Annotated in this window: 25 protein-coding genes; 18 read left to right on the top strand and 7 right to left on the bottom strand. The window is 32.9% G+C overall.

The genetic code is table 11. The features are described 5' to 3' along the window. Window positions 1-90: 90 nt before the first annotated feature. On the bottom strand, window positions 91-2226 hold the full coding sequence (locus tag BD847_RS05365; protein WP_115887212.1) for an LTA synthase family protein: 2136 nt from the start codon (window positions 2224-2226) through the stop codon (window positions 91-93). Window positions 2227-2441: 215 nt separating this feature from the next. On the opposite strand from BD847_RS05365, the gene BD847_RS05360 reads away from it, so the two are divergent. Beyond that, on the top strand, window positions 2442-3107 hold the full coding sequence (locus BD847_RS05360; protein ID WP_115887211.1) for a response regulator transcription factor: 666 nt from the start codon (window positions 2442-2444) through the stop codon (window positions 3105-3107). After that, window positions 3108-4505, top strand: coding sequence for a sensor histidine kinase (locus tag BD847_RS05355; RefSeq protein WP_115887210.1), 1398 nt, complete (start codon window positions 3108-3110; stop codon window positions 4503-4505). Between the two features lie 96 nt (window positions 4506-4601). Here BD847_RS05355 and BD847_RS21040 read toward each other — a convergent pair whose 3' ends face one another. Beyond that, window positions 4602-4730, bottom strand: coding sequence for a hypothetical protein (locus BD847_RS21040; RefSeq protein ID WP_262511885.1), 129 nt, complete (start codon window positions 4728-4730; stop codon window positions 4602-4604). Between the two features lie 87 nt (window positions 4731-4817). On the opposite strand from BD847_RS21040, the gene hisG reads away from it, so the two are divergent. The 9 genes from hisG (at window position 4818) to BD847_RS05310 (ending at window position 13085) form a co-directional block, all read left to right on the top strand. Continuing rightward, window positions 4818-5675 (top strand): ATP phosphoribosyltransferase, encoded by an 858-nt coding sequence (gene hisG / locus BD847_RS05350; RefSeq protein ID WP_115887209.1) that lies wholly within the window; start codon window positions 4818-4820, stop codon window positions 5673-5675. Between the two features lie 106 nt (window positions 5676-5781). Further along, window positions 5782-7080, top strand: a complete 1299-nt coding sequence (gene hisD / locus BD847_RS05345) for a histidinol dehydrogenase (RefSeq protein ID WP_115887208.1) — start codon at window positions 5782-5784, stop codon at window positions 7078-7080. 82 nt (window positions 7081-7162) lie between these two features. Then, window positions 7163-8212, top strand: a complete 1050-nt coding sequence (gene hisC / locus BD847_RS05340; RefSeq protein WP_115887207.1) for a histidinol-phosphate transaminase — start codon at window positions 7163-7165, stop codon at window positions 8210-8212. Window positions 8213-8356: 144 nt separating this feature from the next. Further along, entirely contained in the window at window positions 8357-9493 is a 1137-nt protein-coding gene (hisB, locus tag BD847_RS05335) for a bifunctional histidinol-phosphatase/imidazoleglycerol-phosphate dehydratase HisB (RefSeq protein ID WP_115887206.1), read from the top strand. A gap of 69 nt (window positions 9494-9562) precedes the next feature. Beyond that, window positions 9563-10144, top strand: a complete 582-nt coding sequence (hisH, locus tag BD847_RS05330; protein WP_115887205.1) for an imidazole glycerol phosphate synthase subunit HisH — start codon at window positions 9563-9565, stop codon at window positions 10142-10144. A gap of 94 nt (window positions 10145-10238) precedes the next feature. Further along, window positions 10239-10961 (top strand): 1-(5-phosphoribosyl)-5-[(5-phosphoribosylamino)methylideneamino]imidazole-4-carboxamide isomerase, encoded by a 723-nt coding sequence (gene hisA, locus BD847_RS05325; protein ID WP_115887204.1) that lies wholly within the window; start codon window positions 10239-10241, stop codon window positions 10959-10961. Then, window positions 10962-11717 carry an imidazole glycerol phosphate synthase subunit HisF gene (hisF, locus tag BD847_RS05320; RefSeq protein WP_115887203.1) on the top strand — a complete coding sequence of 252 codons (756 nt, stop codon included), beginning with the start codon at window positions 10962-10964 and terminating at the stop codon, window positions 11715-11717. Window positions 11718-11761: 44 nt separating this feature from the next. After that, window positions 11762-12358, top strand: a complete 597-nt coding sequence (hisIE, locus tag BD847_RS05315; protein ID WP_109193403.1) for a bifunctional phosphoribosyl-AMP cyclohydrolase/phosphoribosyl-ATP diphosphatase HisIE — start codon at window positions 11762-11764, stop codon at window positions 12356-12358. Window positions 12359-12491: 133 nt separating this feature from the next. Continuing rightward, the gene (locus BD847_RS05310; RefSeq protein ID WP_115887202.1) at window positions 12492-13085 is read left to right on the top strand and encodes a hypothetical protein; all 594 of its coding nucleotides are present in this window, start codon (window positions 12492-12494) and stop codon (window positions 13083-13085) included. Between the two features lie 17 nt (window positions 13086-13102). Here the strand turns inward: BD847_RS05310 and BD847_RS05305 are convergent, their stop codons facing one another. Genes BD847_RS05305 through BD847_RS05295 form a run of 3 tightly spaced genes read right to left on the bottom strand, consistent with a single transcriptional unit; the run spans window position 13103 to window position 15212 of the window. Further along, complete coding sequence (locus BD847_RS05305) at window positions 13103-13516, bottom strand: thiol-disulfide oxidoreductase DCC family protein (protein WP_115887201.1); 414 nt, start codon at window positions 13514-13516, stop codon at window positions 13103-13105. Further along, entirely contained in the window at window positions 13517-14014 is a 498-nt protein-coding gene (locus tag BD847_RS05300) for a GNAT family N-acetyltransferase (RefSeq protein ID WP_115887200.1), read from the bottom strand. Between the two features lie 16 nt (window positions 14015-14030). Then, window positions 14031-15212 (bottom strand): thioredoxin family protein, encoded by a 1182-nt coding sequence (locus tag BD847_RS05295; protein WP_244201560.1) that lies wholly within the window; start codon window positions 15210-15212, stop codon window positions 14031-14033. Window positions 15213-15381: 169 nt separating this feature from the next. Between BD847_RS05295 and menD the strand changes: the two genes are divergently transcribed. From menD to BD847_RS05255, 7 genes are all read left to right on the top strand, one after another. After that, a complete protein-coding gene (gene menD, locus BD847_RS05290; RefSeq protein ID WP_115887199.1) occupies window positions 15382-17052 on the top strand; it encodes a 2-succinyl-5-enolpyruvyl-6-hydroxy-3-cyclohexene-1-carboxylic-acid synthase in 1671 nt (556 codons plus the stop codon). 125 nt (window positions 17053-17177) lie between these two features. Beyond that, window positions 17178-18032 (top strand): CvfB family protein, encoded by an 855-nt coding sequence (locus BD847_RS05285; RefSeq protein WP_115887198.1) that lies wholly within the window; start codon window positions 17178-17180, stop codon window positions 18030-18032. Window positions 18033-18828: 796 nt separating this feature from the next. Further along, window positions 18829-19662, top strand: a complete 834-nt coding sequence (locus BD847_RS05275) for a 1,4-dihydroxy-2-naphthoyl-CoA synthase (protein WP_115887196.1) — start codon at window positions 18829-18831, stop codon at window positions 19660-19662. Window positions 19663-19749: 87 nt separating this feature from the next. After that, window positions 19750-20712, top strand: a complete 963-nt coding sequence (gene menA, locus BD847_RS05270; RefSeq protein WP_115887195.1) for a 1,4-dihydroxy-2-naphthoate octaprenyltransferase — start codon at window positions 19750-19752, stop codon at window positions 20710-20712. Window positions 20713-20739: 27 nt separating this feature from the next. Continuing rightward, entirely contained in the window at window positions 20740-21417 is a 678-nt protein-coding gene (locus tag BD847_RS05265; RefSeq protein ID WP_115887194.1) for a metal-dependent hydrolase, read from the top strand. Between the two features lie 166 nt (window positions 21418-21583). Beyond that, the gene (locus BD847_RS05260) at window positions 21584-22786 is read left to right on the top strand and encodes a tetratricopeptide repeat protein (RefSeq protein WP_115887193.1); all 1203 of its coding nucleotides are present in this window, start codon (window positions 21584-21586) and stop codon (window positions 22784-22786) included. Between the two features lie 157 nt (window positions 22787-22943). After that, on the top strand, window positions 22944-23975 hold the full coding sequence (locus tag BD847_RS05255; protein ID WP_115887363.1) for an o-succinylbenzoate synthase: 1032 nt from the start codon (window positions 22944-22946) through the stop codon (window positions 23973-23975). 92 nt (window positions 23976-24067) lie between these two features. On the opposite strand, the gene BD847_RS05250 is transcribed toward BD847_RS05255, so the two are convergent. Both BD847_RS05250 and BD847_RS05245 read right to left on the bottom strand, forming a co-directional pair. Beyond that, the gene (locus tag BD847_RS05250; protein ID WP_115887192.1) at window positions 24068-24616 is read right to left on the bottom strand and encodes a hypothetical protein; all 549 of its coding nucleotides are present in this window, start codon (window positions 24614-24616) and stop codon (window positions 24068-24070) included. A 16-nt stretch (window positions 24617-24632) separates the two neighbouring features. Further along, complete coding sequence (locus BD847_RS05245) at window positions 24633-25544, bottom strand: OmpA family protein (RefSeq protein WP_115887191.1); 912 nt, start codon at window positions 25542-25544, stop codon at window positions 24633-24635. Between the last annotated feature and the right edge of the window lies 1 nt (window position 25545).

Genomic DNA, 25545 nt, shown 5'->3' with positions numbered 1-25545 from the left:
TTAAAAAAAAGAAAAGCCTCAAATTCAAATGAATTTGGGGCTTTTTTTTAAAACTATTTTCTTGCTTCTTTCGTCTTGTTTCTATTTTCTCTAGCGAACATTTGCGTATAATTTCTTATTCTTCGCTTTTAAATCTTCAAACTGATATTGTTTTTCTTTTAATAAATACGACGCCGACTGGTAAAAAGAAATGGCGTCATTTACTAAATCGGTTCTATCTGTTTTTAAAGGGATTTCATCGTATAAAACCTGGAATTCTGGTGCAACTCCTGCTGTCGGCTTCACTTTTAAATCATATTGTTTTACAACTTGCTTAGGCGATAAAATAGTCAATACATTATCTTTTATTAAACCTAAATCTTGGTAAGTAGCGATAAAAGCTCTCGGTTTATAATCGGATTTAAAAACATCCTGACCGAAAAATTTACTTTCGTAATCAAAATGTAACAATCCAAACAATGTTGGCATCAAATCAATTTGCGACATTAATTGGTTGTATTGAGCTGGCTTTTTATTTGGTGTATAAATAAAAGCCGGAATTCTGTATTTATCCAGCGGAAGCTGCGTCTTTCCAGCGCTTGAAGCACAGTGATCAGCTACGATAACAAAAACTGTATTTTTAAACCAAGACTGTTTACTAGCCATTTCAAAGAATCTACGAAGCGCAAAATCAGTATATTTTACGCCGCCGTCACGAGATTTAATGTCGCCTGGAATATCAATTTTATTATTCGGATATGTAAACGGCCTGTGATTGCTCACTGTCATAATATGATTAAAGAAAGGTTTATTTTCTTTAGCTTCGGCATTCATTATTTTGATCGCCTTGTTGTACATGTCTTCATCACAAACGCCCCAAACGTTTGAAAAAGTGATTTCTGATGGAGAAAAACTGGATTTATCCACAATCTCGTACCCATTTCCAGAATAAAAATCCTGCATATTATCAAAGAAAGCATCGCCTCCATACATGAATTTCACATTGTAACCTTTCTGTTTGAAAACAGATCCTGTTGAAAACTTATTTTTATTGTCTTCTCTCTTAACAACACTTTCTCCGGCAGTTGGTGGCAAACATAATGTTACAGCTTCCAGGCCACGTACAGTACGATTTCCGGCTGCATATAAATTGGTAAACTGAAGACTTTTTTGAGCCAGACTATCTAGAAATGGCGTTATATTTTGCTTGTTTCCGTAAGCCTTCATAAAATCAGCACTATAGCTTTCGATCGTTATTAAAACCACGTTTTTATGGATTTCAAGAGAATCACTAATGATTTTTCGTCCCGTATTTTCGCCGGAAATATCAGGAAATTGTTCTCTCAAATTTGCAAAAACTTTGTCTTTTGGAAGTGTTTTGTAGAATTTAAAATAATCTAATTTATTATTCTGGAAAGCCAGATAAAATTTATATATTCCGTTTGACTGTAGTTCATTGACAAAAACATTTTTCGAGTTTTCCGTTTTTGATAAAGCCGGAATTACAAATAGCGAAATCACAAACAAACAGATATAAACCCCGGAAATTTTTAGTTTTTCATTAAGATTAGGAATCTCTTCAATATAGTTTTTTGATCTTTTCAGAATAAAATAGGTTATGACACCAGTTATAAGGAAAAGCGCAGAAAATATTGGAATCACAGGGTAAGACTGCATAATATTTCCAATTACTTCATTGGTATAAATCAAATAATTTACTGCAATAAAATTATATTTTACACCAAATTCATTCCAAAAGAAGTACTCGCTTAAGCCATTTTGAAGAATCAATAAAACATAAAGGAAAATAACGAAAGTAAAAAGCCAGAATCTAATTTTATCTCTCCATTTTGGAAGAAATAATAAAAGAGAAAAAAGCAATGTTTTTATTCCAATAAATATTAAAACAATTCGTGGCAAAGCGCCGCCGTATTCATCTAAAATACTTTTTCCCGATAGAATGTATAAAAGCAAAGCTATAAAACCACCCAAAATTATATAACCGTAAGGTTTATTGTATTTTAGATTCGAAATAAAAATCAAATAAAGCCACAAAAATACACTTGCCAGAATAAACACAAAGAAATCTGAAATCAAACCTAAACTGAAAATCTTTAAACTTTCAATAATTGTAAATGAACTTTGCGTTATAGGATGGAAGAAAAGAACAATGCGCAGGATAAAACTAATGATGAAATAGAAAATTGCGAGATTGTAGAATGGTGAAAGTTTTTTGTAAAAAATCATATCATTATAATTTATGCAAAATTAATTTGCATAAATGAATAGCTGATGAAGTTAGGCTTTTACCTTGCTTAGTGTTAACTTAATGTTTCCTTAAGATAATGAAAACGTAATTGCTTGTAAATTTTTTAAGTAATTATTAAGCGATTTCTATGCATGAAAATCGGTATCTTTGAAAAACCATTAAGACAGATTAATCTTAATTTAAATTACAATACATGCATATTTTAATAGTTGAAGATGAACTAGGGATTGTACAATTTTTGCAGCAGGGATTGCAGGAAGAAGGCTATTTGATTACAACAGCTAACGATGGCTCAAAAGGATTTGAATTGATTCAGAACCATCAGTACGACCTCATTTTATTAGATTGGATGCTTCCAAAAATTAACGGTCTGGATTTATGCAAAGCCATCAGAATTAAAGATCAGCATACTCCAATTATTTTTCTGACTGCAAAAGATACAGTTCAGGAAACTATTGCGGGCTTAAAAGCCGGAGCCAATGATTATATCAAAAAGCCTTTTAGTTTTGAAGAATTGGTAGAACGAATTAAAGTACATTTTAGGCATCGAAAAAGAGAAGAAGAACTAACATTAGGCACAATAAAAATTGATTTGTCTAAGCATATTGTATTAAAAAATGACGAAGAAGTCTCTCTTACGCAAAGAGAATTTGAACTGTTGACTTATTTAATTCAAAATAAAGGGAAGGTTTGTACACGAAATCAAATTCTTAAAGATGTTTGGGAAATCAATTTTGAATATGATACCGGCGTAATTGATGTTTTTATGAATGCTATTCGAAAAAAACTCAATCTGAAAATCGAGGAAGATTATATAAAAACAATCCGCGGTATTGGTTATATCGCCAACGATCTATAAATGATGCAGCTTTCCTTTAAAAACAGAATTGCATTAAACTATATTATCACGACGGGTTTGTTGATTTTAGTAGTTTTCTCGGCAACTTATTCTATCGTAAAATTTACTGTTTATAAGCATATTGATGAAAATTTAATGATTGAAATTCAAGATCATTTAAAAGAAATCAAGGTTGAAAATAAGAAAGTAATTCTTATGGATGCTGAAGAATGGGAAGAACGTGAACACAATTCTGTTGATGTAAACCCTGTTTTTGTTCAGTTTTTGGATTTAAACAAGAAAATAATTGAAAAATCACCCAATTTAAAAAATGAAAAGCTTGTTTTTCATGAAAGCAAAGATCATTATGAATTGTTTGACACCAAATTATTGGGCAATAAAATTAGACAGATTCAGGTTCCGCTTCATTTAAAATCAAAAAAGATTGGTTATCTGATTATTGCAATGTCACTATCGGATTCGGCTAAAGTTCTAAAAAACCTTCTAGATACCTTATTGATTTCTTTTCCTATCATTTTGGTTTTACTGTTTTTAATCGCCCGTTTCTTTGCAGGACGAAGCATAAAACCAATTAATGCGATTATCAATACCTCAAAAGTTATTACAAAAGATAACCTGAAAACACGAATTCCTTTACCTAAAAGCCGTGACGAATTATATACGCTTTCAAAAACCATAAACAGTCTTTTAAATCGTATCGAAGATGCTATTGAACGCGAAAAACAGTTCACATCTGATGCTTCTCATGAGTTGAGAACGCCTCTTACTGTTATTAAAGGAACGCTTGAAGTATTGATTCGTAAACCTAGAGATAACAAGGAATACGAAGAAAAAATAAATTATTGTATTAATGAAGTAGATCATTTAAATACATTAGTTGATCAATTACTTTTAATGGCGAGATTTGAGAACCAACACCATAATATTAATACAGAATCTGTGTATTTGAATTCATTAATTTTGGACGTTTTAAATCTTAATTCAGAGAAAATTTCGACTAAAAATATTGATGTCAAATTTGATGCTGTAGCAGATTGTTATATTCAGTCCGATAATTTTTTGGTAATTACAATTCTTAGAAATATAATTTCAAACGCAATAAAATATACCAATAATGGCGGACATATTTTAATTTTTCTTCTCAAGCAAAACGATAGCATAGTTTGTAAAATAAAGGACGATGGAATCGGAATTGCAAAAGGCGATTTAGAAGCAATTTTAAATCCATTTTTCCGCTCAAATTCTACCGATCATCCTGAAATTAAAGGAACTGGACTTGGTTTATCGATTGTAAAACGAACTACAGAATTATTAAATATTAAGTTTAAAATAGAAAGTAAATTAGACGTTGGAACAACAGTAACTTTGACTTTTAATGAAAACAAGAAAACGTTATAGTAAATAAAAAATCACTAGCAAAAACGGTACTTCAATTTTTATTTAACAATAAACTTACGTTAAGTTATATTAAAAATTGCTTTTTTATGAAATTAACTAGTATATTTGCAACCGAATCAAAGAATTATAAAACAAACCAAACAATGATTTCAAATCAATTACATCATCATCATTTTCATTATTGCTCTCAAGCGATGTGTTAATGGTATGTGTGTAAATCATCATATTTTAAAACCCGTTTGAGTACATCAAACGGGTTTTTTTATACCAATTCTTTGTACTCAAACTATTAATTCAACAAACAACTAAAAAATGAGTACTTTAAAAATTGCAATTCAAAAATCAGGTCGTTTAAACGAAGATAGCATCCAAATCTTAAAAGACTGTGGTATTTCTATCAACAACGGAATCGATCAGTTAAAAGCTGAAGCTTCAAATTTTCCTCTTGAAGTTTTATACCTTAGAAATTCAGACATTCCTCAATATTTAATTGATGGAGTAGTAGATTTGGCTATTGTTGGTGACAACCTTTTGGTAGAAAAAGGAAAAGGAATCGAAGTGGTTCAGAAATTAGGCTTCTCAAAATGCAAGGTTTCTGTTGCAGTGCCTAAAACATTCGAATATAACTCTGTTCAGGATTTGGCAAATCTTCGTATTGCAACTTCTTACCCAAATACTGTCAACGAATATTTTAATCAATTTGGCATAACTGTCGATATTCACCAAATTTCAGGATCTGTAGAAATTGCACCAAATATTGGTCTTGCAGATGCAATTGTAGATATTGTTTCAAGCGGAAGTACTTTATTCAAAAACAACTTAAAAGAAGTTGAAGTTATCTTAAAAAGTGAAGCCGTTCTTGCAGTTTCACCAAAAGTTTCTCCGGAAATTCAAAAACACATTGACACTTTAAAATTTAGAATCCAGGCTGTTTTAAGAGCTAGAAATTCAAAATACATCTTGATGAACGTTCCAAATGATAAAATTGATGCTGTTGGAAAAATTCTTCCGGTTTTGAGAAGTTTAACCGTTCTTCCGTTAGCGCAAGAAGGTTGGAGCAGTGTTCACTCCGTAATCGACAAAGACACTTTTTGGGACGTAATCGATCAATTAAAAGAAGTGGGAGCTGAAGGAATTTTAGTTTGCCCAATCGAGAAAATGGTTCTTTAGGGCTTCGCCCGCTATAGGCTGTAAGCAATAAGCTTTAAGCCTTAAAAAAAACACAACGATAATAAAGCCTAAAGCCTACAGCTTAAAGCTTAAAGCCTGAAAAAAAATGAATATAATAGACAATCCAAAACCAGAAAACTGGTCAGAAATATTAAAAAGACCAACCCAAACCATTGATGATATTGAGGTTACGGTAAAAGAAATATTCAAAGAAGTACAGCGAAAAGGAGATGAAGCTGTCGCAAAATACACTTCAATTTTCGACGGAATTTCACAAGACAATTACGAAGTTTCTTTAGAAGAAATAAAGGAAGCAATTCAATTGATTCCGAACGAGTTAAAAGAAGCAATTCAATTGGCAAAAGACAATATTTACAAGTTTCACAGCGCTCAAAAAACGGAAAGAGTTGAAATTGAAACTATTGAAGGAGTAAATTGCTGGCAAGAGAAAAGACCAATTCAGAAAATTGGTTTATACATTCCAGGCGGAACTGCACCTTTATTTTCTACAGTTTTAATGTTGGCTGTTCCGGCTGAAATTGCCGGTTGTAAAGAAATCGTATTGTGTTCTCCACCAGACAAAAAAGGAAAAATTAATCCGGCTATTTTATATGCGGCGAATTTATGCGGTGTAACAAAAATTTTAAAAGTTGGAGGAATTCAAGCCATTGCAGGAATGACTTTCGGTACACAATCAATTCCGAAAGTGTATAAAATATTCGGACCAGGAAATCAGTTTGTAACGGTGGCGAAACAATTGGCAACACAATTTGGAGTTGCAATTGATATGCCGGCCGGTCCATCAGAATTATTAATTGTTGCAGATGACACAGCAGTTCCAGCTTTTGTAGCTTCAGATTTATTATCGCAGGCAGAACACGGAACAGATAGTCAGGTTATTTTAGTTTCTACTTCACGAAAACTTATTTCAGAAGTAGAAGAAGAAGTACAAGCACAGTTAGAAGTTCTTCCAAGAAAAGCAATTGCAGAGAAAGCGATTGAAAATTCAAAATTGATTTTTGTAGAAAATGACCAAATCGCTTTGGATTTAATTAATGAATATGGGCCTGAACACTTTATAATCTGCTCAGAATATGATGATTTCTATTGCAACGGAATTATAAACGCAGGATCTGTTTTTATTGGAAATTATACTCCGGAAAGTGCGGGAGATTATGCATCCGGAACAAATCACACGCTTCCAACAAATGGTTATGCTAAAAATTACAGCGGCGTAAATCTGGATAGTTTTATGAAATCAATGACTTTTCAGAAAATAACCAAAACTGGTATTTTAAATATTGGAAAAGCGATCGAAACTATGGCTGAAGCCGAAGGTTTACAGGCGCATAAAAACGCAGTAACTTTACGTCTACAGTCCTGCGAGGTTTCCAAAACCTCGTAGGTATTAATAAATTTTCGATTTAGATGATAAATAAATAATACCTGCAAGGTTTTAAAAACCTTGTAGGAATAAAGATAATACAATGAGTACTTTCGATATAAATACAATAACACGTGAAAACGTAAAATCCTTAAAACCATATTCTTCTGCAAGAGATGAGTTTGAAGATTTTGATACAGCCGAAATGATTTTTTTGGATGCTAATGAAAATCCGTTTCAAAATGGCGTAAATCGTTATCCGGATCCGCAACAGAATTCGGTTAAAGCCATTTTATCCAAAAACAATTCGATAAAACAAAGTCAAATTTTGCTGGGAAATGGAAGCGACGAAGTTTTAGATTTACTTTTCAGAGCTTTCTGCGAACCTAAAAAAGACAATATTATTTCGTTGCCGCCAACATACGGAATGTACGGTGTCTTAGCAAACATAAATGCGGTAGAAAACAGAGAAATTTTACTTACAACAGATTTTCAGCCTCAAGTTGAAAAGATTCTGGAAGCTGTTGATGAGAATACAAAAATCATCTTTTTGTGCTCTCCAAACAATCCTACAGGAAATTCTTTTTCAGATGAAAGTGTGGTGAAATTATTGCAAAACTTTAAAGGTTTAGTTGTAATTGATGAAGCTTATATTGATTTTTCTAATAAAGAAAGTTGGTTGCAAGAAATCGACGCGTATCCAAATTTGGTAATTACGCAAACACTTTCTAAAGCGTATGGTTTGGCTGGAATTCGTTTAGGAATTTGTTATGCATCAGAAGCTGTGATTTCTATTTTAAACAAAATAAAACCACCTTATAATGTTAATGAATTAACGCAGCAAAGAGCTATAGAAAGACTGAAAGATTCAGAGAAGATAAAACAAGAAATAGTTTCAATAATTGAGCAAAGAGAAGAATTACTTAAAGTTTTACTTGAAGTTGATTTTGTTGAAAAAGTGTATCCAACAGAAGCGAATTTTATTCTAGCAAAAGTAGATGACGCAAATAAAAGATATGATCAATTAATTCAAAAAGGAATCGTAATTCGTAATAGAACGACGCAGCCTTTATGCGAAAATTGTCTACGTTTTACAATTGGAACAAAAGAAGAAAACACTGTTGTAATTAGAGAATTGAAATTATTAAGTTAAAAATATTTAGCCACAGATTAGAAAGATTAAAATGATTTCTTTCTAGACGTGATTTTTAGCACGAATTTAATTTGCAATTCGTGAATTCATGGCGAAAAAAAATCCATTTAATCTGTATAATCTGTGGCAAAAGAAAAATAAACCATGAAAAAAGTACTTTTTATCGATCGTGATGGAACGATTGTTTTAGAACCAGAGAATTATCAATTAGACAGTTTGGATAAACTTGAATTTTATCCAAAAGCCTTTCAATATTTGGCTAAAATTGCAAATGAATTAGATTATGAATTAGCAATGGTAACCAACCAAGACGGATTGGGAACGGACAGTTTCCCGGAAGACACATTTTGGCCTACACAAAATTTTATTTTAAAAGCATTTGAAAACGAAGGCGTTTTATTTGATGAAATTTTTGTAGACAGAACTTTTCCGGAAGAAAATGCGCCTACACGAAAGCCAAGAACTGGAATGTTGACCAAATATTTGAATAATCCAAATTATGATTTGGCAAACTCATTTGTTTTAGGAGATCGTTTGACGGATGTGGAATTAGCTAAAAATCTAGGTGCAAAAGCTATTTTCATGAACAATACGGACGGAATTGGAAGCAATGAAATTTCATCAAAACGTGAAGAACTGGATGAAACAATTGTTTTGCAGTCAATGGATTGGAAAACAATTTACGAGTTTTTGAAATTAGAAGCACGTTCGGCTTCAATTACCCGCAAAACCAATGAAACAGATATTTATATCAACTTAAATCTTGACGGAACAGGAAAAAGCAAAATCGACACCGGAATTGCGTTTTTTGACCATATGCTGGATCAAATCTCACGTCACGGTCAAATGGACTTAGAAATCACGGTAAAAGGCGATTTAGAGGTAGATGAACACCATACAATCGAAGATACAGCTATTGCTTTAGGAGAAGTTTTCGCGAAAGCATTAGGAAACAAACTTGGAATCGAACGCTATGGATTTTGTCTTCCTATGGATGATTGTTTAGCGCAAGCAGCAATTGACTTTGGAGGAAGAAACTGGCTGGTTTGGGAAACAGAATTCAAACGTGAAATGGTTGGAAAAATGCCAACTGAAATGTTTTATCATTTCTTCAAATCATTCACAGACGGTGCAAAAGCCAACTTAAATATCAAAGCAGAAGGAATCAACGAACATCACAAAATTGAAGCGATTTTTAAAGCTTTCGCGAAAGCAATAAAAGTAGCCGTAAAAAGAGATACAGAAAAAATGATTTTGCCTTCGACCAAGGGAATGCTGTAAAACGCTTTAAGCTATAAGCAATAGGCAATAAGCCTATAGCCTACAGCTTAAAGCCTAAAGCTTTATAAAATGAAAATAGTAATTATAAATTACGGAGCAGGAAATATTCAGAGCATTATGTTTGCTATTGAAAGATTAGGATTTGAAGCTGTTTTGAGTAATAATCCTGACGAAATTAAACTGGCAGATAAAGTGATTTTTCCTGGAGTTGGCGAGGCGAGTTCAGCGATGACAAAACTTCGCGAAAGCGGTTTGGATAATTTGATTCCGCAATTGAAACAGCCGGTTTTAGGAATTTGTCTCGGAATGCAGTTAATGTGCAATAAAACAGAAGAAGGAAATACCGAAGGTTTAGGAATTTTTGATGTTGACGTTTTGAAATTTTCAAACAACGTAAAAGTACCTCAAATGGGCTGGAACCAGATTTACGATTTAAAAACTGATTTGTTTAAGGGAATTTCTGAAAATGAGTTCATGTATTTGGTTCACAGTTTTTACGCACCAAATTGTGCCGAAACTATTGCAACAACGAATTATGATATTGAATATGCTTCGGCTCTACAAAAAGATAATTTTTACGGAACACAGTTTCACCCGGAAAAAAGTGGTGATGTTGGGGAAAAAATCCTTGGAAATTTCCTGAAGCTGTAAATATTTCAATATCAAAAATCAATCAAAATATCAATTTTGAAAATCAGAAAAGGCTTTATGACTTTAGACTTTCAAACTTTAAGACTAATAAAAAATGAGAATAATACCAGCCATAGATATCATTGAAGGAAAATGCGTTCGTTTGTCCAAAGGTGATTATGATACCAAGATAATTTACAATGAAAATCCGCTTGAAGTGGCAAAATCATTCGAAGCGCACGGAATTGAATTCCTGCATTTAGTAGATCTTGACGGTGCAAAATCAAGCAAAATTGTCAATTATAAAATATTAGAACAAATCGCAACACAAACCAGTTTAAAAATTGATTTTGGAGGCGGATTAAAGTCGGATGATGATTTGAGAATTGCTTTTGAAAGTGGAGCAAATCAGATTACTGGTGGAAGTATTGCCGTAAAAAACAGAACAATTTTCGAAAAATGGATTTCAGAATACGGTTCAGAAAAAATTATTTTAGGCGCTGATGCAAAAGATGAAAAAATCGCAGTTTCGGGTTGGTTAGAAGAATCAAATGAAGATTTGGTTCCGTTTATTCAGGATTATCAAAGCAAAGGAATTCAGTACGTTATTTGCACGGATATTGCAAAAGATGGAATGCTTCAAGGCCCAAGTTTTGATTTGTATAGTAAAATTTTAGCGGAAGCAAAAGGAGTAAAACTAATCGCTTCAGGAGGAATTTCAACTTTTGATGAATTACCAAAATTAGCCGAATTAGGTTGCGAAGGAACTATTATAGGAAAAGCAATTTACGAAGGAAGAATTAGCTTAAAACAATTAGAGGATTTTATAATTAGATAAATGTTAGCAAAAAGAATCATACCTTGTTTAGATATAAAAAACGGAAGAACGGTAAAAGGCGTTAATTTCGTTGACTTGCGCGATGCCGGTGATCCGGTAGAATTGGCCGAAATTTATTCGGCTGAAGGTGCAGATGAATTGGTTTTTTTGGATATTTCGGCTACAGAAGAAAGACGTAAAACCTTAGTAAATATGGTTCGAAGTGTTGCCGAGAAAATCAACATTCCGTTTACGGTTGGTGGTGGAATTTCATCTGTAGAAGATGTTGAAATCTTACTAAATAACGGGGCTGATAAAGTTTCGATCAATTCATCGGCAGTAAAAAATCCGCAGTTGATTAATGATTTGGCTCAGAAATTTGGTAGTCAATGCGTTGTAGTTGCAATCGATGCAAAACAAATTGACGGGCAATGGATCGTACATTTGGTTGGTGGAAAAGTACCAACCGAATTGAATCTTTTCGATTGGGCTGTTGAAGTAGCAAGACGTGGCGCGGGAGAAATTTTATTCACTTCAATGGATAATGACGGAACTAAAAACGGTTTTGCAAACGAAGCTTTGGCAAAACTTTCAGAATTAGTGAATATTCCAATTATTGCATCGGGAGGAGCCGGAAACATTCAGCATTTTGTTGATTCATTCAAAAAAGGAAAAGCGGATGCAGCTTTGGCAGCAAGTGTTTTTCACTTTAAAGAGATTGAAATTAAAGCGTTAAAACAAGAATTAAAAAATAACAATATAGAAGTCAGACTTTAGTTTTAACTTTAAGACTTTCGACTTTACAACTTTAGACTAAAATTATGGACATAGATATAAAAAGCGCACACGGATTGATTCCAGCGATTATCCAGGATTCAGAAACTAAAAATGTTTTGATGCTGGGGTATATGAATGAAGAATCGCTTCAAAAAACGATTGAAACGCAGAAAGTAACTTTTTTCAGCCGTTCAAAACAAAGACTTTGGACAAAAGGCGAGGAGAGTGGCAACTTTTTGAATTTGGTAAGCATTAAAAACGACTGTGATGGTGATACGCTTTTAATTCAGGCAAAACCTGTCGGGCCAACATGTCACACGGGTGCAGATACTTGCTGGCAAGAACCAAATGAAGCAAATTATGGTTTTATTTCGCAATTAGAAAACACAATCAAAACCAGAAGAGAAAACGCAGATTCTGAGAAAAGTTATGTGGCTTCTTTATTCGAAAAAGGAATTAATAAAATTGCACAAAAAGTTGGTGAAGAAGCTGTAGAAGTTGTTATTGAAGCCAAAGATGATAATGATGATTTGTTTCTTAGCGAAAGCGCCGATTTACTTTTTCATTATTTGATTTTGTTACAAGCAAAAGGTTTTCAACTAAATGACGTTATTGAAGTTTTGAAAAAACGTCAGAAATAATCAGGAGAATTGCGATAACACAATCTTGTCAGACTAAGCGAAGTCGAAGTCCCATTTGTTTAATTAGTTTGTGGAACTTTGACTTCGTTCAGTATAACAAAAAAGTGTTATTTTAGTAAAAAATAATAACTGTATGAAACAAGTTGCATGTCTAATTTTATTTTTGCTTCCAATTTTAAACTATGGATTTAAAAAAAATGAATTACCATATTCAATTGTTATTGCAAAAGCTGATTTAATTGTTGACGGAATTATTTCTAAAGTTTCGAAAAACGATTATGAATTCACTATAAACCAATTTGTAAAAGGAAAATCAGGCGCAAAAATTAAAGTTTCAATTTGGGAAGAATGGCTTTGTGATCCGAGAGTTAATGAATTAAAAGCTGGTCAGAGATTAATTCTTTTTTTAGAGAGAACGCCGTATGGTACTTTGAAACCTATTAATGACAGTACAGGTGAATTATACATTGATAATAATACTTTCATAAATATGTTTCTCCCAAAAGAGTTTACTAATCCTTCAGTCTTAAAAAAAGGTATTTCCATGTTTATTGAAACTTTTACTGTTTACGGAGACTTAAATGATAGATTTTTACAGAATATACATTTTTCATCTAATAAATCTATTTTTGAGGTTTATCAAATGTCCGAAAACAATCCTTTCTTTAAATCTTTAATTCCTTATGCTGGAGATTATAAAGTAAACGAAGCGTTTGTAAGGCTTTAAAGAAACTCCAACAACAATTATAAAAACTTCGATTTTAGTTCCGGTGTAGGAATCATACAACTTTCTTTCTTCCCGTACCACTTGTAGCGATTTTTGGCTATATAATCGTAAAGTATATTTCGAATTTTCTCAGGAATGATTTTAGCTATTGAAAAAAGGCTGTAAATTCCGCCAAGAGCATTAGCAATCCCAATAATAGCCGATGATTTGTAGTAATATGCAACGCCTGGATTGTATAGGATAATACTATCCATTTTATCTGAATCGACACCAATATATTGGCAAATCTCTTTTCCTAAATCAGATTGAAGTGCAACAAAGCGGAAAATATCCTTTTTGTCTTTTTTAATGACAAACTGAACAGAACTGTCGCATAAATTACAAATGCCGTCAAAGAGAATTATTTTTTTATGTAAAGGAAGATTTTGCATTTATTTTAAAATCAATTGCATGAAAACCAAATCCAGCCAACGGTCAAATTTATAACCCGCTTCACGAATTGTTCCCGTTGCAACAAAACCAAACCGTTCATGAAAAGCAATGCTTCCGGCGTTTTCTGCATCGATTGCACCAATCATAACGTGATAACCTTGTTGTTTTGCCAAACGAATAAGCTCTGTTAGTAATTTTGATCCAATTCCTTTTCCTATCACATTGTCTACCACATAAACCGAATGTTCAATAGTATATTGATAGCCAATTTTTTCGCGAAATTGCCCATAACTTCCAAAACCAACTACTTCATTATTTAATTCTGCAACAACCACAGGAAGATTTTTAGCTTTTTTATCCTCAAACCATTTTGTTTGCACATCAAGAGTTTGAATATCATAACTGTAATTGGCAGTAGTATGCAAAATTGAGTAATTAACGATTTCCAGAATTTTTTCTAAATCATTTATTGTTGCTGGTCTAAGCGTAACTTCCATTGTATTTATAATGTAATTATTTTGTGTTTAATTCTGCCAGTAAAGTATCAACTTCTTTAGTATTCCAGGTCATTTCTGTGCAAATAATTTTTGCTTCTTTAGCATATTGAAGTGCTAATTTCTTGTCCTTTATTTTATTATATAAACGAGCCAAAAGCAAATTTCCGTCATAGCTGTCATTTAACTCTATAGAATGTTTTACCCAAAAAATTGACTTTTTTAAACTTTCCGTGTCTTTAATATGTTTTAGATAAGTTTGCCCGATATCTTTCAGGAAAGTAGCATCATTCCAAACCAATTTTTCAGTATCTTCAAGCGTAACTTTTTTGTAGAACTGCCATTTTTCTGTACGCTCAGCCATGGTCAGATCAAACTTAAAAACCAGTGAATCTGTTTTTTGCAAATGTATTGATTTTGCAACTTCACGTTGTTTGTAATAATTAATAGTATCCAAATTATCAACCAGAGGACGAAGCAATTCATTAACGATATTCTCTACTTTTCGATCTACGCGATTTTGCGAAGCTACGGCTGCAAATTCTTTCTGATGTTTCAAAACATACTGAAATTCTCTTGAATTAATATCCGTAACACCATTTGCAATGGCACGCCAATTTGTTTCAGATACTAATTGAGCATCCGATTGTGTGTTTAAATAAGTATGCGTAGGAATCGATAATTCTGCTCGGTCTTTTCCTTTTTTTAATGTATTCAGATAAGCAAAGAATTTATCTGAATTTGAAGGATCATCTAAAAAGCTTTTTTCTAAATACGGAAGCTGGAATTTTGGATTTAAAGCATAATTTGCTTCTGCCATAAACTCCGGCGTTTTCATTTCTCCTTTTAAAGCGTACAAAAGTGTTTCATTTGAAGGATCTAAAAAAAGAAAAGCCGGAAGTGATGTAGTACGAAACTTGTTTTTAAGCGCAGTTCCTTCTTCTTTTTCAATATTTTTCCAAATGCAAACGTAATTTTTGTTCAGGAAATCCATCACTTTAGGATCGCTGAAAACCTCTTTTTTCATTTGATTGCAATGCGGACACCAATCTGCATAAAGCATTATAAAAAGCGGTTTCCCTTGTGTTTTTGCAGTTTCAAGGCCTGTTTTATAAGGAGTATCCTGAGGCACAAATTGATTTTGAGAATTCACTGTCTGCAAAACAAGCACAAAAAAGAAAATAGAGAAGAAACGCATCATTAATTTAGATTTTATCAAAATTCGCTTTTACAAATATATTCCCTTTTTCTATAACCAGTCTTAATATATTCCCATTTATAAGTTAAATCAAACCCGAAGTTCGTAACTTTGTTTTCCTGAAAAGAATCTTTGACAAAAGATTTTCTTTATAAAATAATACACCGTACGAATGATTTACCCCAAAATACCGCTAGCACAAAGCATTATCGAAATTTGTTTAGCAAAAGGAATCACAAACATCATAATTTCTCCGGGTTCAAGAAATGCACCTTTAACGATTGGCTTTGCCCAAAATCCTAATTTTACTTCCTATAGTATTGCAGACGAAAGATGCGCTGCGTTTTTCGCACTAGGAATTGCACAACAAACCAAAAAACCAACAGCACTTGTTTGTACATCCGGATCGGCATTGTTAAATTATTATCCGGCTGTAGCCGAAGCTTTTTACAGTCAGATTCCTTTGATTGTAATTTCGGCAGATCGCCCTCAAAGCAAAATTGACATTGGCGACGGACAAACCATCCGACAGGAAAATGTTTTTATAAACCATTCTGTTTATAATGCTAATTTGACTGAAGAAGCTTCTGAAATAAACGATTTAAAAATAAACGAAGCAATTGAAGCAGCAATTCTTCAAAAAGGTCCAGTTCATATTAATGCTCCTTTTGAAGAACCTTTATATGAAACTACAGAAGTACTTTCTGTTCAGCCTAAAATCACAGAATTAGAAGAAAAAGCCGAAACGAAAACTATCGAGAACGAGGCCGATTTTATTTCAATCTGGAATAATGCAAAGCGAAAACTTATTCTGGTTGGTGTAAATGAAGTGAATACTATCGATGAAAAAATTATAGAAAAGCTTGCCGCACATCAATCTGTTGTTGTGTTGACAGAAACAACATCAAACTTGCATCATCCTAGTTTTATTAATAGTATTGACACCTTAATAACACCTTTTGATGATCATGATTTTAATGCATTTCAGCCTGAAGTTTTGGTAACATTTGGCGGAATGATTGTTTCAAAAAGAATCAAAGCTTTTTTACGAAAATATAAACCAGCACATCACTGGCATATTGATACGTTACGTGCCTATGATACTTTTAACGCATTGACAAAGCATTTTGTAATGCATCCAAATGATTTCTTTACTGAATTGCTATCTAAAACAAAAAGTATTGAAAGCGATTATTTTGCTAAAATCAGTAAAATTTATAATCTCAGAACAAAAAAGAGAGCCGAATATTTAAATAAAACTATTTTTTCAGATTTTAAAGTCTTTGAGAAAGTTATAGAAACGCTTCCAAAAAATAGTCAATTGCAAATAAGTAATAGTTCGGCTATTCGCTATGCGCAATTAATAGATATTGATCCGTCGATTGAAGTATTTTGCAACAGAGGAACCAGCGGAATAGATGGAAGCACTTCTACAGCGATAGGAGCTGCAGTTGGGAATTCAAAACAAACCATTTTTATCACAGGTGATATAAGTTTTTTATACGATAGCAATGCTTTATGGAATGCCTATATTCCTAAAAACTTCAAAATTATTTTAATTAATAATGGAGGAGGAGGAATATTCAGGATTTTGCCAGGACATGAAGAAAAGCCTGTTTTTAATACCTATTTTGAAACTTCTCATCATCTTACAGCAGAACATTTGGCTAAAATGTATCAGTTTACTTATTTTAAAGCTGACGATTTAGATTCTTTAGAACAAAATATCGATTTACTTTATAAGAAAAATGATACTCCGTCTATTTTGGAAATTTTTACGCCAACTTTTGAGAACGACGCTGTTTTGAAAATGTATTTTAAAGAACTTAATAGTATTTTATAAGTTAATTTAGCAAACTTGAAAATTTAGAAAAGCACTGCATTTGCGGTGCTTTTTATTTTTATCTGCGACATTTTAGAATTACCACTTTCAAACTTCGTACATTTGCAGCTTAGAATCATAAGAATATGCTGGAAATAGGAAAATACAATACACTAACTATATTACGTGACACAAAAGTTGGATTATTTTTAGGAAATCCTGAAAAAGATCCTGAAGGAATTCACGACGTTTTACTTCCAAACAAATATGTTCCAAATGCTTTTGAAATAGGCGAGGAACTTGTTGTTTTTGTTTATTTGGATCATGAGCAACGTCCAGTTGCAACAACTTTAGAACCTTATATTTTATTGAATGAATTTGCGCTTTTAAGAGTAAATTACATCAATAATGTTGGGGCTTTTATGGATTGGGGAATGGAGAAAGATATTCTTGTTCCGTTTAAAGAGCAAGCACGTCCAATGGAAAAAGGAAAACGTTATTTGGTTTATCTTTATAAAGACGAAAAAACAAATCGTTTGGTTGCCTCAAGTAAGTTGAATCAATTTTTAAACAACGAACATCTTACAGTTGAAAAAGGTGAAGAAGTCGATTTGATCGTTTCTCATATTACCGAACTGGGAATCAATGTAATCATCAACGAGCAACATAAAGGGCTTTTATACAAAGATGAAGTTTATGACGACGCAATACGAACAGGCGACCGTATGCGCGGATACATAAAAAATATCCGCCCTGATCATAAAATAGATGTAGCATTACAAGTTCAAGGATACCAGAGCATTGAGCCAAATGCAGAGAAAATTCTGGATGAATTAAGAGCTAATAGAGGTTTCTTGAGACTGAATGATAATTCACACCCAGAAGACATCAAAACGGTATTAAAAATGAGCAAAAAGACATTCAAAAAAGCTGTTGGAGCTTTATATAAAGAAAAACTCATTGAAATTAAAGAAGACGGAATTTATCTGGTAAAAGAATAGTTTAAAAAAAAAATCCAACACAAAAATTCCAAATTCCAATTTTGCCACAAAGAAAGATTGGAATTTGGAATTTTTGTGTTGGATTTTAATTTCTTGTAACAAGAAAGGCCGCTCATTACAAGCAGCCTTTCTCTTTTTATTCTAGTTTTAAAAAAAATTGTAATTAAAAAAAAACAGAAATAAAATAAATTCGAATCCATTGAAAAATAATAGCTTTATTGCTTTTAGAAATTACTTCTCTTTGGGTATGTCTTTAAACAATCAATACATTTATATTCATATCAAAAATTCAATTTCACGGCTAACCCATTTGGTTTAAAAAAATAACTTTTAGAAAGTTTCGGTTAGTATTTTTCCTCTTTTCGTAATCAATCTTGATACTAATTACATCAACAATTCTATCGTTTAACCGTAGGTGTTACTATCTCCTCTTTGAAGTTTCAACAAATGAATAAATCATTTGCTCATTAGTCAAGGGTTTACTTTTAAAAACCATAAAAAAATGAGCGACAAATTTTTTAAATTTTCTCAAAAAAATCATTTTTTAGGTTAATAAATCAGTGAAAGAAAATCAATCTTATATCAACAAAATAATTTGTATCTCGTTGATTTCTAGGGTGTAAAATTACTCATATTTTTTCAAAACTAATGTTAAAAAGTGTTATTTTTTGTAAGTAAATACCAATTGTTAACATTCCGCAGCGTTTTGGCATAAGACTTAAATCAAATTGAGTAGGTAAAAATGTAAAAATGGTTTATTTTTACACTATAATTTTTTAAAACTAAACAAATAGAAATGGATTGGATAACTGCCAGAGAATTTGAAGATATAACGTATAAAAAATGCAACGGAGTTGCCAGAATTGCTTTCAACAGACCAAATGTGAGAAATGCTTTTCGCCCAAAAACAACTTCAGAGCTATATCAGGCTTTTTATGATGCTCAGGAAGATACTTCAATTGGAGTAGTTTTGCTTTCTGCTGAAGGGCCATCTACTAAAGACGGTGTTTATTCTTTTTGTAGTGGAGGCGATCAAAATGCCCGTGGACACCAAGGTTACGTAGGCGAGGACGGACAACATCGTTTGAATATTCTTGAAGTGCAACGATTAATTCGTTTTATGCCAAAAGTAGTTATTGCAGTAGTACCAGGATGGGCTGTTGGTGGTGGTCATAGTTTGCATGTAGTTTGCGACATGACGCTGGCAAGTAAAGAACACGCTATTTTTAAACAAACAGATGCTGATGTTACCAGTTTTGATGGCGGATACGGATCTGCTTATTTAGCTAAAATGGTAGGGCAGAAAAAAGCGCGTGAAATCTTCTTTTTAGGAAGAAATTATTCTGCTCAGGAAGCTTTTGAAATGGGAATGGTAAATGCTGTAATTCCGCACGACGAATTAGAAGCAACTGCATATGAATGGGCTCAGGAAATCCTTCAAAAATCGCCAACTTCGATCAAAATGTTAAAATTTGCAATGAATTTAACTGATGACGGAATGGTTGGGCAACAAGTTTTTGCCGGAGAAGCAACCCGTTTGGCTTATATGACCGAAGAGGCAAAAGAAGGAAGAAATGCTTTCTTGGAAAAAAGAAAACCAGACTTTGGCGAAAATAAATGGTTGCCATAAAAAAGTTATAAATTAGTTTAACGTTTCAGGTTTCAAGTTATAAACCTGAAACATTAAACTTGAAACCAAAAATAAACAAAACAAATAATGAAACATTGGATTGAAGCCGCAAGATTGCGCACATTGCCTTTATCAGTTTCTGGAATTATTGTTGGAAGCATCTACGCTTTATCAAACCCAACAGAAACTATCAATACGCCGACAGAAGTATTTAGCTGGAAAATTTTTGGTTTTGCACTTTTAACAACATTAGGTTTACAGGTTTTATCCAATTTTGCCAATGATTATGGGGATGGAGTAAAAGGTACCGACAATGCTGACAGAGTAGGGCCGCAGCGCGCTATTCAGAGTGGGGTAATTACGCCACAAGCGATGAAAAAGGCAATTATTATTACTTCTTTACTAACGCTTTTATCAGCAGTTATACTAATTTATTTTGCTTTCGGGAAGGATAATTTTGGTTATTCAATTTTCTTTTTATTGTTAGGAATTGCTGCAATTGTTTCGGCAATTCGCTATACAGTCGGAAACTCCGCGTACGGTTACAAAGGATTTGGAGACGTTTTTGTTTTTATTTTTTTCGGATTGGTTAGTACATTGGGTGTTAACTTCCTCTATTCAAAGGAAGTTGATCCGTTACTGATTCTTCCTGCAATTTCAATTGGTTTGCTTAGTGTTGGAGTTTTAAACTTAAACAATATGCGAGACGAAGAATCAGATCGCAAATCAGGAAAAAATACTATTGTAGTTCAAATGGGCGGAGCCAAAGCTAAAATTTATCATTTTACTTTGATTATTACGGCGATGCTTTTAGTTGTTGTTTTTGCAATTTTAAGTGATTACAGATTCGATCAATATTTGTTTTTACTTGCATTTATCCCTTTAGCAAAACATTTAGTAACGGTTTCTAAAAACCAAAATCCCAAATTATTAGACCCAGAATTAAAAAAACTGGCACTAAGCACCTTTTTGCTTTCAATTTTACTGACAGTTTGTATGATTTCGTTGATTTCAGATATCATTGTTAATCTTTTTCTGGGTGGAAGATAAAATAAGTTCAACTTAAAAAATTTAATCATGAAAATTACATTTTACGGACATGCATCTTTAGGAATCGAAGTTGGCGGAAAACATATTATTGTTGATCCATTTATCACAGGAAATCCGGCTGCAGCAGCAATCGACCTAAGAGATTTAAAAGCAGACTATATTTTATTGACACACGCACACGCTGATCACGTTTTAGATGTTCAGGCTTTGGCAAAATTAACCAACGCTGTTATTGTTTCAAATGCTGAAATTGCCAGTTATTATGCAAAACTTGGCTTTAATTCTCACCCAATGAATCATGGCGGAAGCTGGAAATTCGACTTTGGAAAAGTTAAATATGTAAATGCTATTCATTCAAGTACCTTTCCTGACGGTTCTGGCGGAGGAAATCCTGGTGGATTTGTAATCGAAAGCGAGCACAAAAATATCTACATCGCAGGTGATACAGCTTTAACATATGATATGAAATTAATTCCGTTACGAACAAAGCTAGATTTAGCCATTCTTCCTATCGGAAATAATTTTACAATGGATGTTGAAGATGCTATAATCGCTTCAGATTTTGTAGAATGCGATAAAATTCTAGGCTATCATTTTGATACTTTCGGTTACATCGAAATCAATCACGAAGAAGCAATCAAAAAGTTTTTCGACAAGGGAAAAGATTTGATGTTATTAGGAATTGGTGAATCAATTGAATTGTAGTTTTTAATACATTAATCAGTTTGGCATAATATATGTCATTTCGACCGAAGGGAGAAATCACAATAGAAACTCTACAAAGATTAGCGATAATGCATACGGAGTTATTTGTGTGATTTCTCCCTTCGGTCGAAATGACAAAATTGAATTTGAAAAATCATCTATCAATATGAAATTAAAAAGATTAACCCTATTTCTTTTAATTACAACTTCATTTACTTCATTTGCGCAAAAAGACGGCTATTGGGACAAAGAACGCGCAACTACAAAAGAAATTATTGTTTCTGCTCGTGACAGAATCTCAATAAAAACAGAAGATTTACCTGTTGGTACAACAGAAATCGTCTACCGAATCACACTTTTGGATGAAAACCAACAAATGGCAAACAGTCTGGTTTCTGTCTTAAAATCAATTCCAGATCCAACCGGAATCAGTCAAGGTTCAGCCGGAGCAGTTTTTTTGATGTCTAAAATATCAGGAGATGATACTTGTACTTATGCCTTATTTACCTCTTCTGAAAATGCCAAAAAATATATCGAAGACGGGAAAACAGATAAAGCCTGTTATTCGCAAGACGAACCTTTAAGTAAAGATGCCAAAAGATTATCGCTTGATAAATCAACTTGTTTAGCACAAAATGTAAGCACCCTTTGGTTTGGATTTCATAGTAAAAACTGGCTTTTAAAGCAGAAAGTTGTTTTAGAAGTAGTGCCATGGGTGGATACCAAATTAAACCGTGGCTGGAATCAGGACAATAAAAATGATATTATCAGTCTGTGCAAAACATCAACAATGGTTCAAAAAATGGCCAATTCAGATGATTTTTGCGTTTGTATTCTCGAAAAAATAATGAAACAGTATCGTTATGCCGAATTTCAAAAACTACTTCCAATAGAAAAAAATAAAGTTTACAAAGACTTTGGAAATGCTTGCTATAAAGATGCTGATATTTCTAAAAACGTTTTTAATGATCTTAGAAATCAAGCTTCTGTACTAATCAAACAGCAAAAGTACAACGAAGCAATTCCTAAACTAAACACAATTATTAAAGAAGGAAAAGCTACTGCATTAGATTACAGTTCGATTGGTTATTGTTACATTTTGACAAAACAGTACGAAAAAGCTTTGAAGTTTTTGCAGGAAGGCGAAAAGCTGGATAATACAGAATTGCTAGTAAAATTAAATTTAGCACATTTGTACTTAATCACCGATAATTATAGTGATGCAAAGACTATTTACAAAAGATACCAAGATCAAAACGTAACTGACAATATAAGCTGGAAAGAAAAAACAAAATCCGATTTTGCGATTTTCCAAAAAGCAGGTCTTCCATCAAAAGACTTCGAAAAAATCTTAAAACTTTATAATTAAAAAATATTCACCATATAAGTCATCTAAGTCCATTTAAATTACAGCACACTCTAAATTTAATTTGCTTTTATGATCTAAAAAAAGCGTTATCAAGGATTCAAACCCAAGCTTAAAATTTTCTTATATTACTTACATGGTTCAAAAAAAACACAAAGCAGTGAAGGCGTCTTATCAAAAATATATGCTCAATTTTAAACGTCCATCCGGAACGTCTCGTGGCATTATGACCGAAAAGGAAACCTGGTTTATTATTTTAGAAGAAAATGATAAAAAAGGAATTGGAGAATGTGGTATTTTACGAGGATTAAGCGCTGATGATCGTGATGATTATGAAGAAAAACTAAAATGGGTTTGTGAGAATATTTATTTAGGAGAAACGGCTCTTTGGGAAGCTTTATTAGAATTTCCTTCTATTCAGTTTGGTGTTGAAATGGCTTTTTTATCTTTAAAAAATGAAAATCCATATGTTTTATTTCCTTCCGAATTTACTTCTGGTTCTAAATCAATTGTTATAAACGGATTAGTATGGATGGGTGAAGCTTCGTTTATGAAACAACAAATAGAAGAGAAGCTCGCAACTGGTTTCAATTGCATAAAGCTTAAAATTGGAGCCATCGATTTTCAGACAGAATTAGATTTACTGCAATTTATAAGAAGCCATTTTTCGTCTGAACAAATAGAAATAAGAGTGGATGCTAACGGTGCTTTTACTTTAAACGAAGCTTTAGATAAACTCAATCAATTAAATCAATTTGAGCTTCATAGTATTGAGCAACCTATTAAGAAAGGAAATATTCAGGCAATGTCTGATTTATGTAAAAATACGCCATTTCCAATTGCTTTGGATGAGGAACTTATTGGTATATTTTCATTGGAAGAAAAAGAAAAATTGCTTCAGAAAATTAGACCTCAATACATAATCTTGAAACCAAGTTTTATTGGTGGTTTCAGAGGAACGAAGGAATGGATTGATTTGGCAGATAAATACGGAATAGGCTGGTGGATTACATCAGCTTTAGAAAGCAATATTGGATTGAACGCTATTTCGCAATGGACTTTTATCCAAAATTCAAAAATGCCACAAGGTTTAGGAACCGGAGCACTTTATACCAATAATTTTGAATGTCCACTGGAAGTTTCTCAAGGACAGTTATGGTATAATACTTCAAAAAAATGGGATTTTTTTTAATGGTTCAAAGCTCCAAAGGAACAAAGGTTCAAAGGCTTGTATTATAAAAACCTCCGAACCTTTGCTACTCTAAGCCTTTGAATCTCCAAAAATCACTCTTTTCCTCCAAGCAAGTTAGCTTGCCAGTCTTTGAGTTCCTGCCATTTTCCCTGATAAGCCATTAAAGCTTGTTTAGCCCAGGTACTAGGATTATGCATTGCATAATTTTCACCGCCGGCATCTAGAATAGACTGTGATTTCTCAGTTGAAGTTTGTGACAGTTCATACCACGTTGTAATTCCGGCACTATGATATAAAGCTTCTATTTTTGGGCCAATTCCTTCAACAATTTTCAAATCATTTTCTTTTATTTTTTTTCCAAAAACAGTTGCTGCCAATGCGCTATCAAATAAGATAAGCGGTGCCGATGCAGCAAACGACTGTGGTGCTGCAGCGATTTTTGCTTTTGCTGCCAAATCAGCCTCTAATTGTGCTATTCTTGCATTTAAATTTTTGGTATTTGCCTTGCAGGCATCTAGATCTTCCTGCAAAGATATTGCAAGCGAATTGTCAGTTTTAGAATTCATTTTCCCTAGCAAGTAACCTAAAATTCCACAGATTAATCCCACTAATGCCGGTATTAAGATACAAGGTATATTCATGATTATATATTTTAAATTATTTGATTGTAATTACAGTTCTTCTGTTGTTCGCTTTTCCCTCGACAGTTGTGTTTTCTCCCACAGGTTCATCCGGGCCTTTAGATTCAGTTGTGATACGAGAAGCATCAATCCCGTTTTTAGCTAAGTAATTTTTAGAAAATTCTGCCCGTTTTTGCCCTAAAATAACATTAGCATCACGGTTTCCAACATCGTCTGTATGCCCTACAATTAAAACCGAAGCATCTTTTACATGATCCATATATTTGGCAATATCAGCTACTTTTTGTTTTTCGATTGCGGTGAGATTATCGCTGGATTTATTGGTGTTAAAATGAAGAATTAAAGGATCTGTATTTATTTTATCTTTCAAAATACTCCATTCATCAGTCGCCACTGCGGTAGTATCAATAGCTTCAAATTTATATTCGGCAGGACCTAAAAGTGTATCTAAATTGGTTTTCCAACTCGCTATAATTTCACCTTTTGTATCAAACTGTGCAGCAGATAAACCTTTGGAAACAAAATAATTTTTAACATCATTTGCTCGGGCTAAACCAAGATTTTCAAATTTAGTTGTATTGGTTTCATCAGAAGTGGCATAACCTGTAATAGTCACTTTTTGCTTAGGATTGGCAATTAAAAATGTCTTTAAATTATCAACTCCAATTGTCACAGAATCACTTACTGGTACAATCAATGCAGCACTGTTTTTTAAGAATTTGAGGTTGTCATTGGTTCGGAAATTAATTCCTGGACCATTAAGAACAAAAGGAACAAAATTATTGTCCTTGACTGCAACTGTTGGTACTTTTTCTGTATCAGCGGCTGGTGTTTGCATGCTGCAATTGCAACAAAATTTTACATACAAAAATGTACCTAAAATAATGGTTAATGCAATGCCTAAGAGATAAAGTGCTTTTTTAGACATA

Origin of the sequence: Flavobacterium cutihirudinis (assembly GCF_003385895.1) — a bacterium.
In the GTDB taxonomy this organism is placed as follows: Bacteria; Bacteroidota; Bacteroidia; order Flavobacteriales; family Flavobacteriaceae; genus Flavobacterium; species Flavobacterium cutihirudinis.
The sequence above is the reverse complement of the archived record's forward strand: the minus strand, read 5'-3'. Positions and strand labels throughout refer to the sequence as shown.

What these genes read in the sequence shown, in the direction of transcription:
- BD847_RS05245 (WP_115887191.1), bottom strand. Translation starts at nt 25,544, where the DNA reads ATGTCTAAAAAAGCACTTTATCTCTTAGGCATTGCATTAACCATTATT.
- BD847_RS05300 (WP_115887200.1), bottom strand. Translation starts at nt 14,014, where the DNA reads ATGGAAGTTACGCTTAGACCAGCAACAATAAATGATTTAGAAAAAATT.
- hisC (WP_115887207.1), top strand. Translation starts at nt 7,163, where the DNA reads ATGAGTACTTTCGATATAAATACAATAACACGTGAAAACGTAAAATCC.
- menD (WP_115887199.1), top strand. Translation starts at nt 15,382, where the DNA reads ATGATTTACCCCAAAATACCGCTAGCACAAAGCATTATCGAAATTTGT.
- hisH (WP_115887205.1), top strand. Translation starts at nt 9,563, where the DNA reads ATGAAAATAGTAATTATAAATTACGGAGCAGGAAATATTCAGAGCATT.
- BD847_RS21040 (WP_262511885.1), bottom strand. Translation starts at nt 4,730, where the DNA reads ATGATGATTTACACACATACCATTAACACATCGCTTGAGAGCAATAAT.
- BD847_RS05275 (WP_115887196.1), top strand. Translation starts at nt 18,829, where the DNA reads ATGGATTGGATAACTGCCAGAGAATTTGAAGATATAACGTATAAAAAA.
- hisA (WP_115887204.1), top strand. Translation starts at nt 10,239, where the DNA reads ATGAGAATAATACCAGCCATAGATATCATTGAAGGAAAATGCGTTCGT.
- hisB (WP_115887206.1), top strand. Translation starts at nt 8,357, where the DNA reads ATGAAAAAAGTACTTTTTATCGATCGTGATGGAACGATTGTTTTAGAA.
- menA (WP_115887195.1), top strand. Translation starts at nt 19,750, where the DNA reads ATGAAACATTGGATTGAAGCCGCAAGATTGCGCACATTGCCTTTATCA.
- BD847_RS05250 (WP_115887192.1), bottom strand. Translation starts at nt 24,616, where the DNA reads ATGAATATACCTTGTATCTTAATACCGGCATTAGTGGGATTAATCTGT.
- BD847_RS05305 (WP_115887201.1), bottom strand. Translation starts at nt 13,516, where the DNA reads ATGCAAAATCTTCCTTTACATAAAAAAATAATTCTCTTTGACGGCATT.
- BD847_RS05355 (WP_115887210.1), top strand. Translation starts at nt 3,108, where the DNA reads ATGATGCAGCTTTCCTTTAAAAACAGAATTGCATTAAACTATATTATC.
- hisIE (WP_109193403.1), top strand. Translation starts at nt 11,762, where the DNA reads ATGGACATAGATATAAAAAGCGCACACGGATTGATTCCAGCGATTATC.
- BD847_RS05310 (WP_115887202.1), top strand. Translation starts at nt 12,492, where the DNA reads ATGAAACAAGTTGCATGTCTAATTTTATTTTTGCTTCCAATTTTAAAC.
- BD847_RS05365 (WP_115887212.1), bottom strand. Translation starts at nt 2,226, where the DNA reads ATGATTTTTTACAAAAAACTTTCACCATTCTACAATCTCGCAATTTTC.
- BD847_RS05260 (WP_115887193.1), top strand. Translation starts at nt 21,584, where the DNA reads ATGAAATTAAAAAGATTAACCCTATTTCTTTTAATTACAACTTCATTT.
- BD847_RS05265 (WP_115887194.1), top strand. Translation starts at nt 20,740, where the DNA reads ATGAAAATTACATTTTACGGACATGCATCTTTAGGAATCGAAGTTGGC.
- hisD (WP_115887208.1), top strand. Translation starts at nt 5,782, where the DNA reads ATGAATATAATAGACAATCCAAAACCAGAAAACTGGTCAGAAATATTA.
- BD847_RS05295 (WP_244201560.1), bottom strand. Translation starts at nt 15,212, where the DNA reads ATGATGCGTTTCTTCTCTATTTTCTTTTTTGTGCTTGTTTTGCAGACA.
- hisF (WP_115887203.1), top strand. Translation starts at nt 10,962, where the DNA reads ATGTTAGCAAAAAGAATCATACCTTGTTTAGATATAAAAAACGGAAGA.
- BD847_RS05285 (WP_115887198.1), top strand. Translation starts at nt 17,178, where the DNA reads ATGCTGGAAATAGGAAAATACAATACACTAACTATATTACGTGACACA.
- hisG (WP_115887209.1), top strand. Translation starts at nt 4,818, where the DNA reads ATGAGTACTTTAAAAATTGCAATTCAAAAATCAGGTCGTTTAAACGAA.
- BD847_RS05360 (WP_115887211.1), top strand. Translation starts at nt 2,442, where the DNA reads ATGCATATTTTAATAGTTGAAGATGAACTAGGGATTGTACAATTTTTG.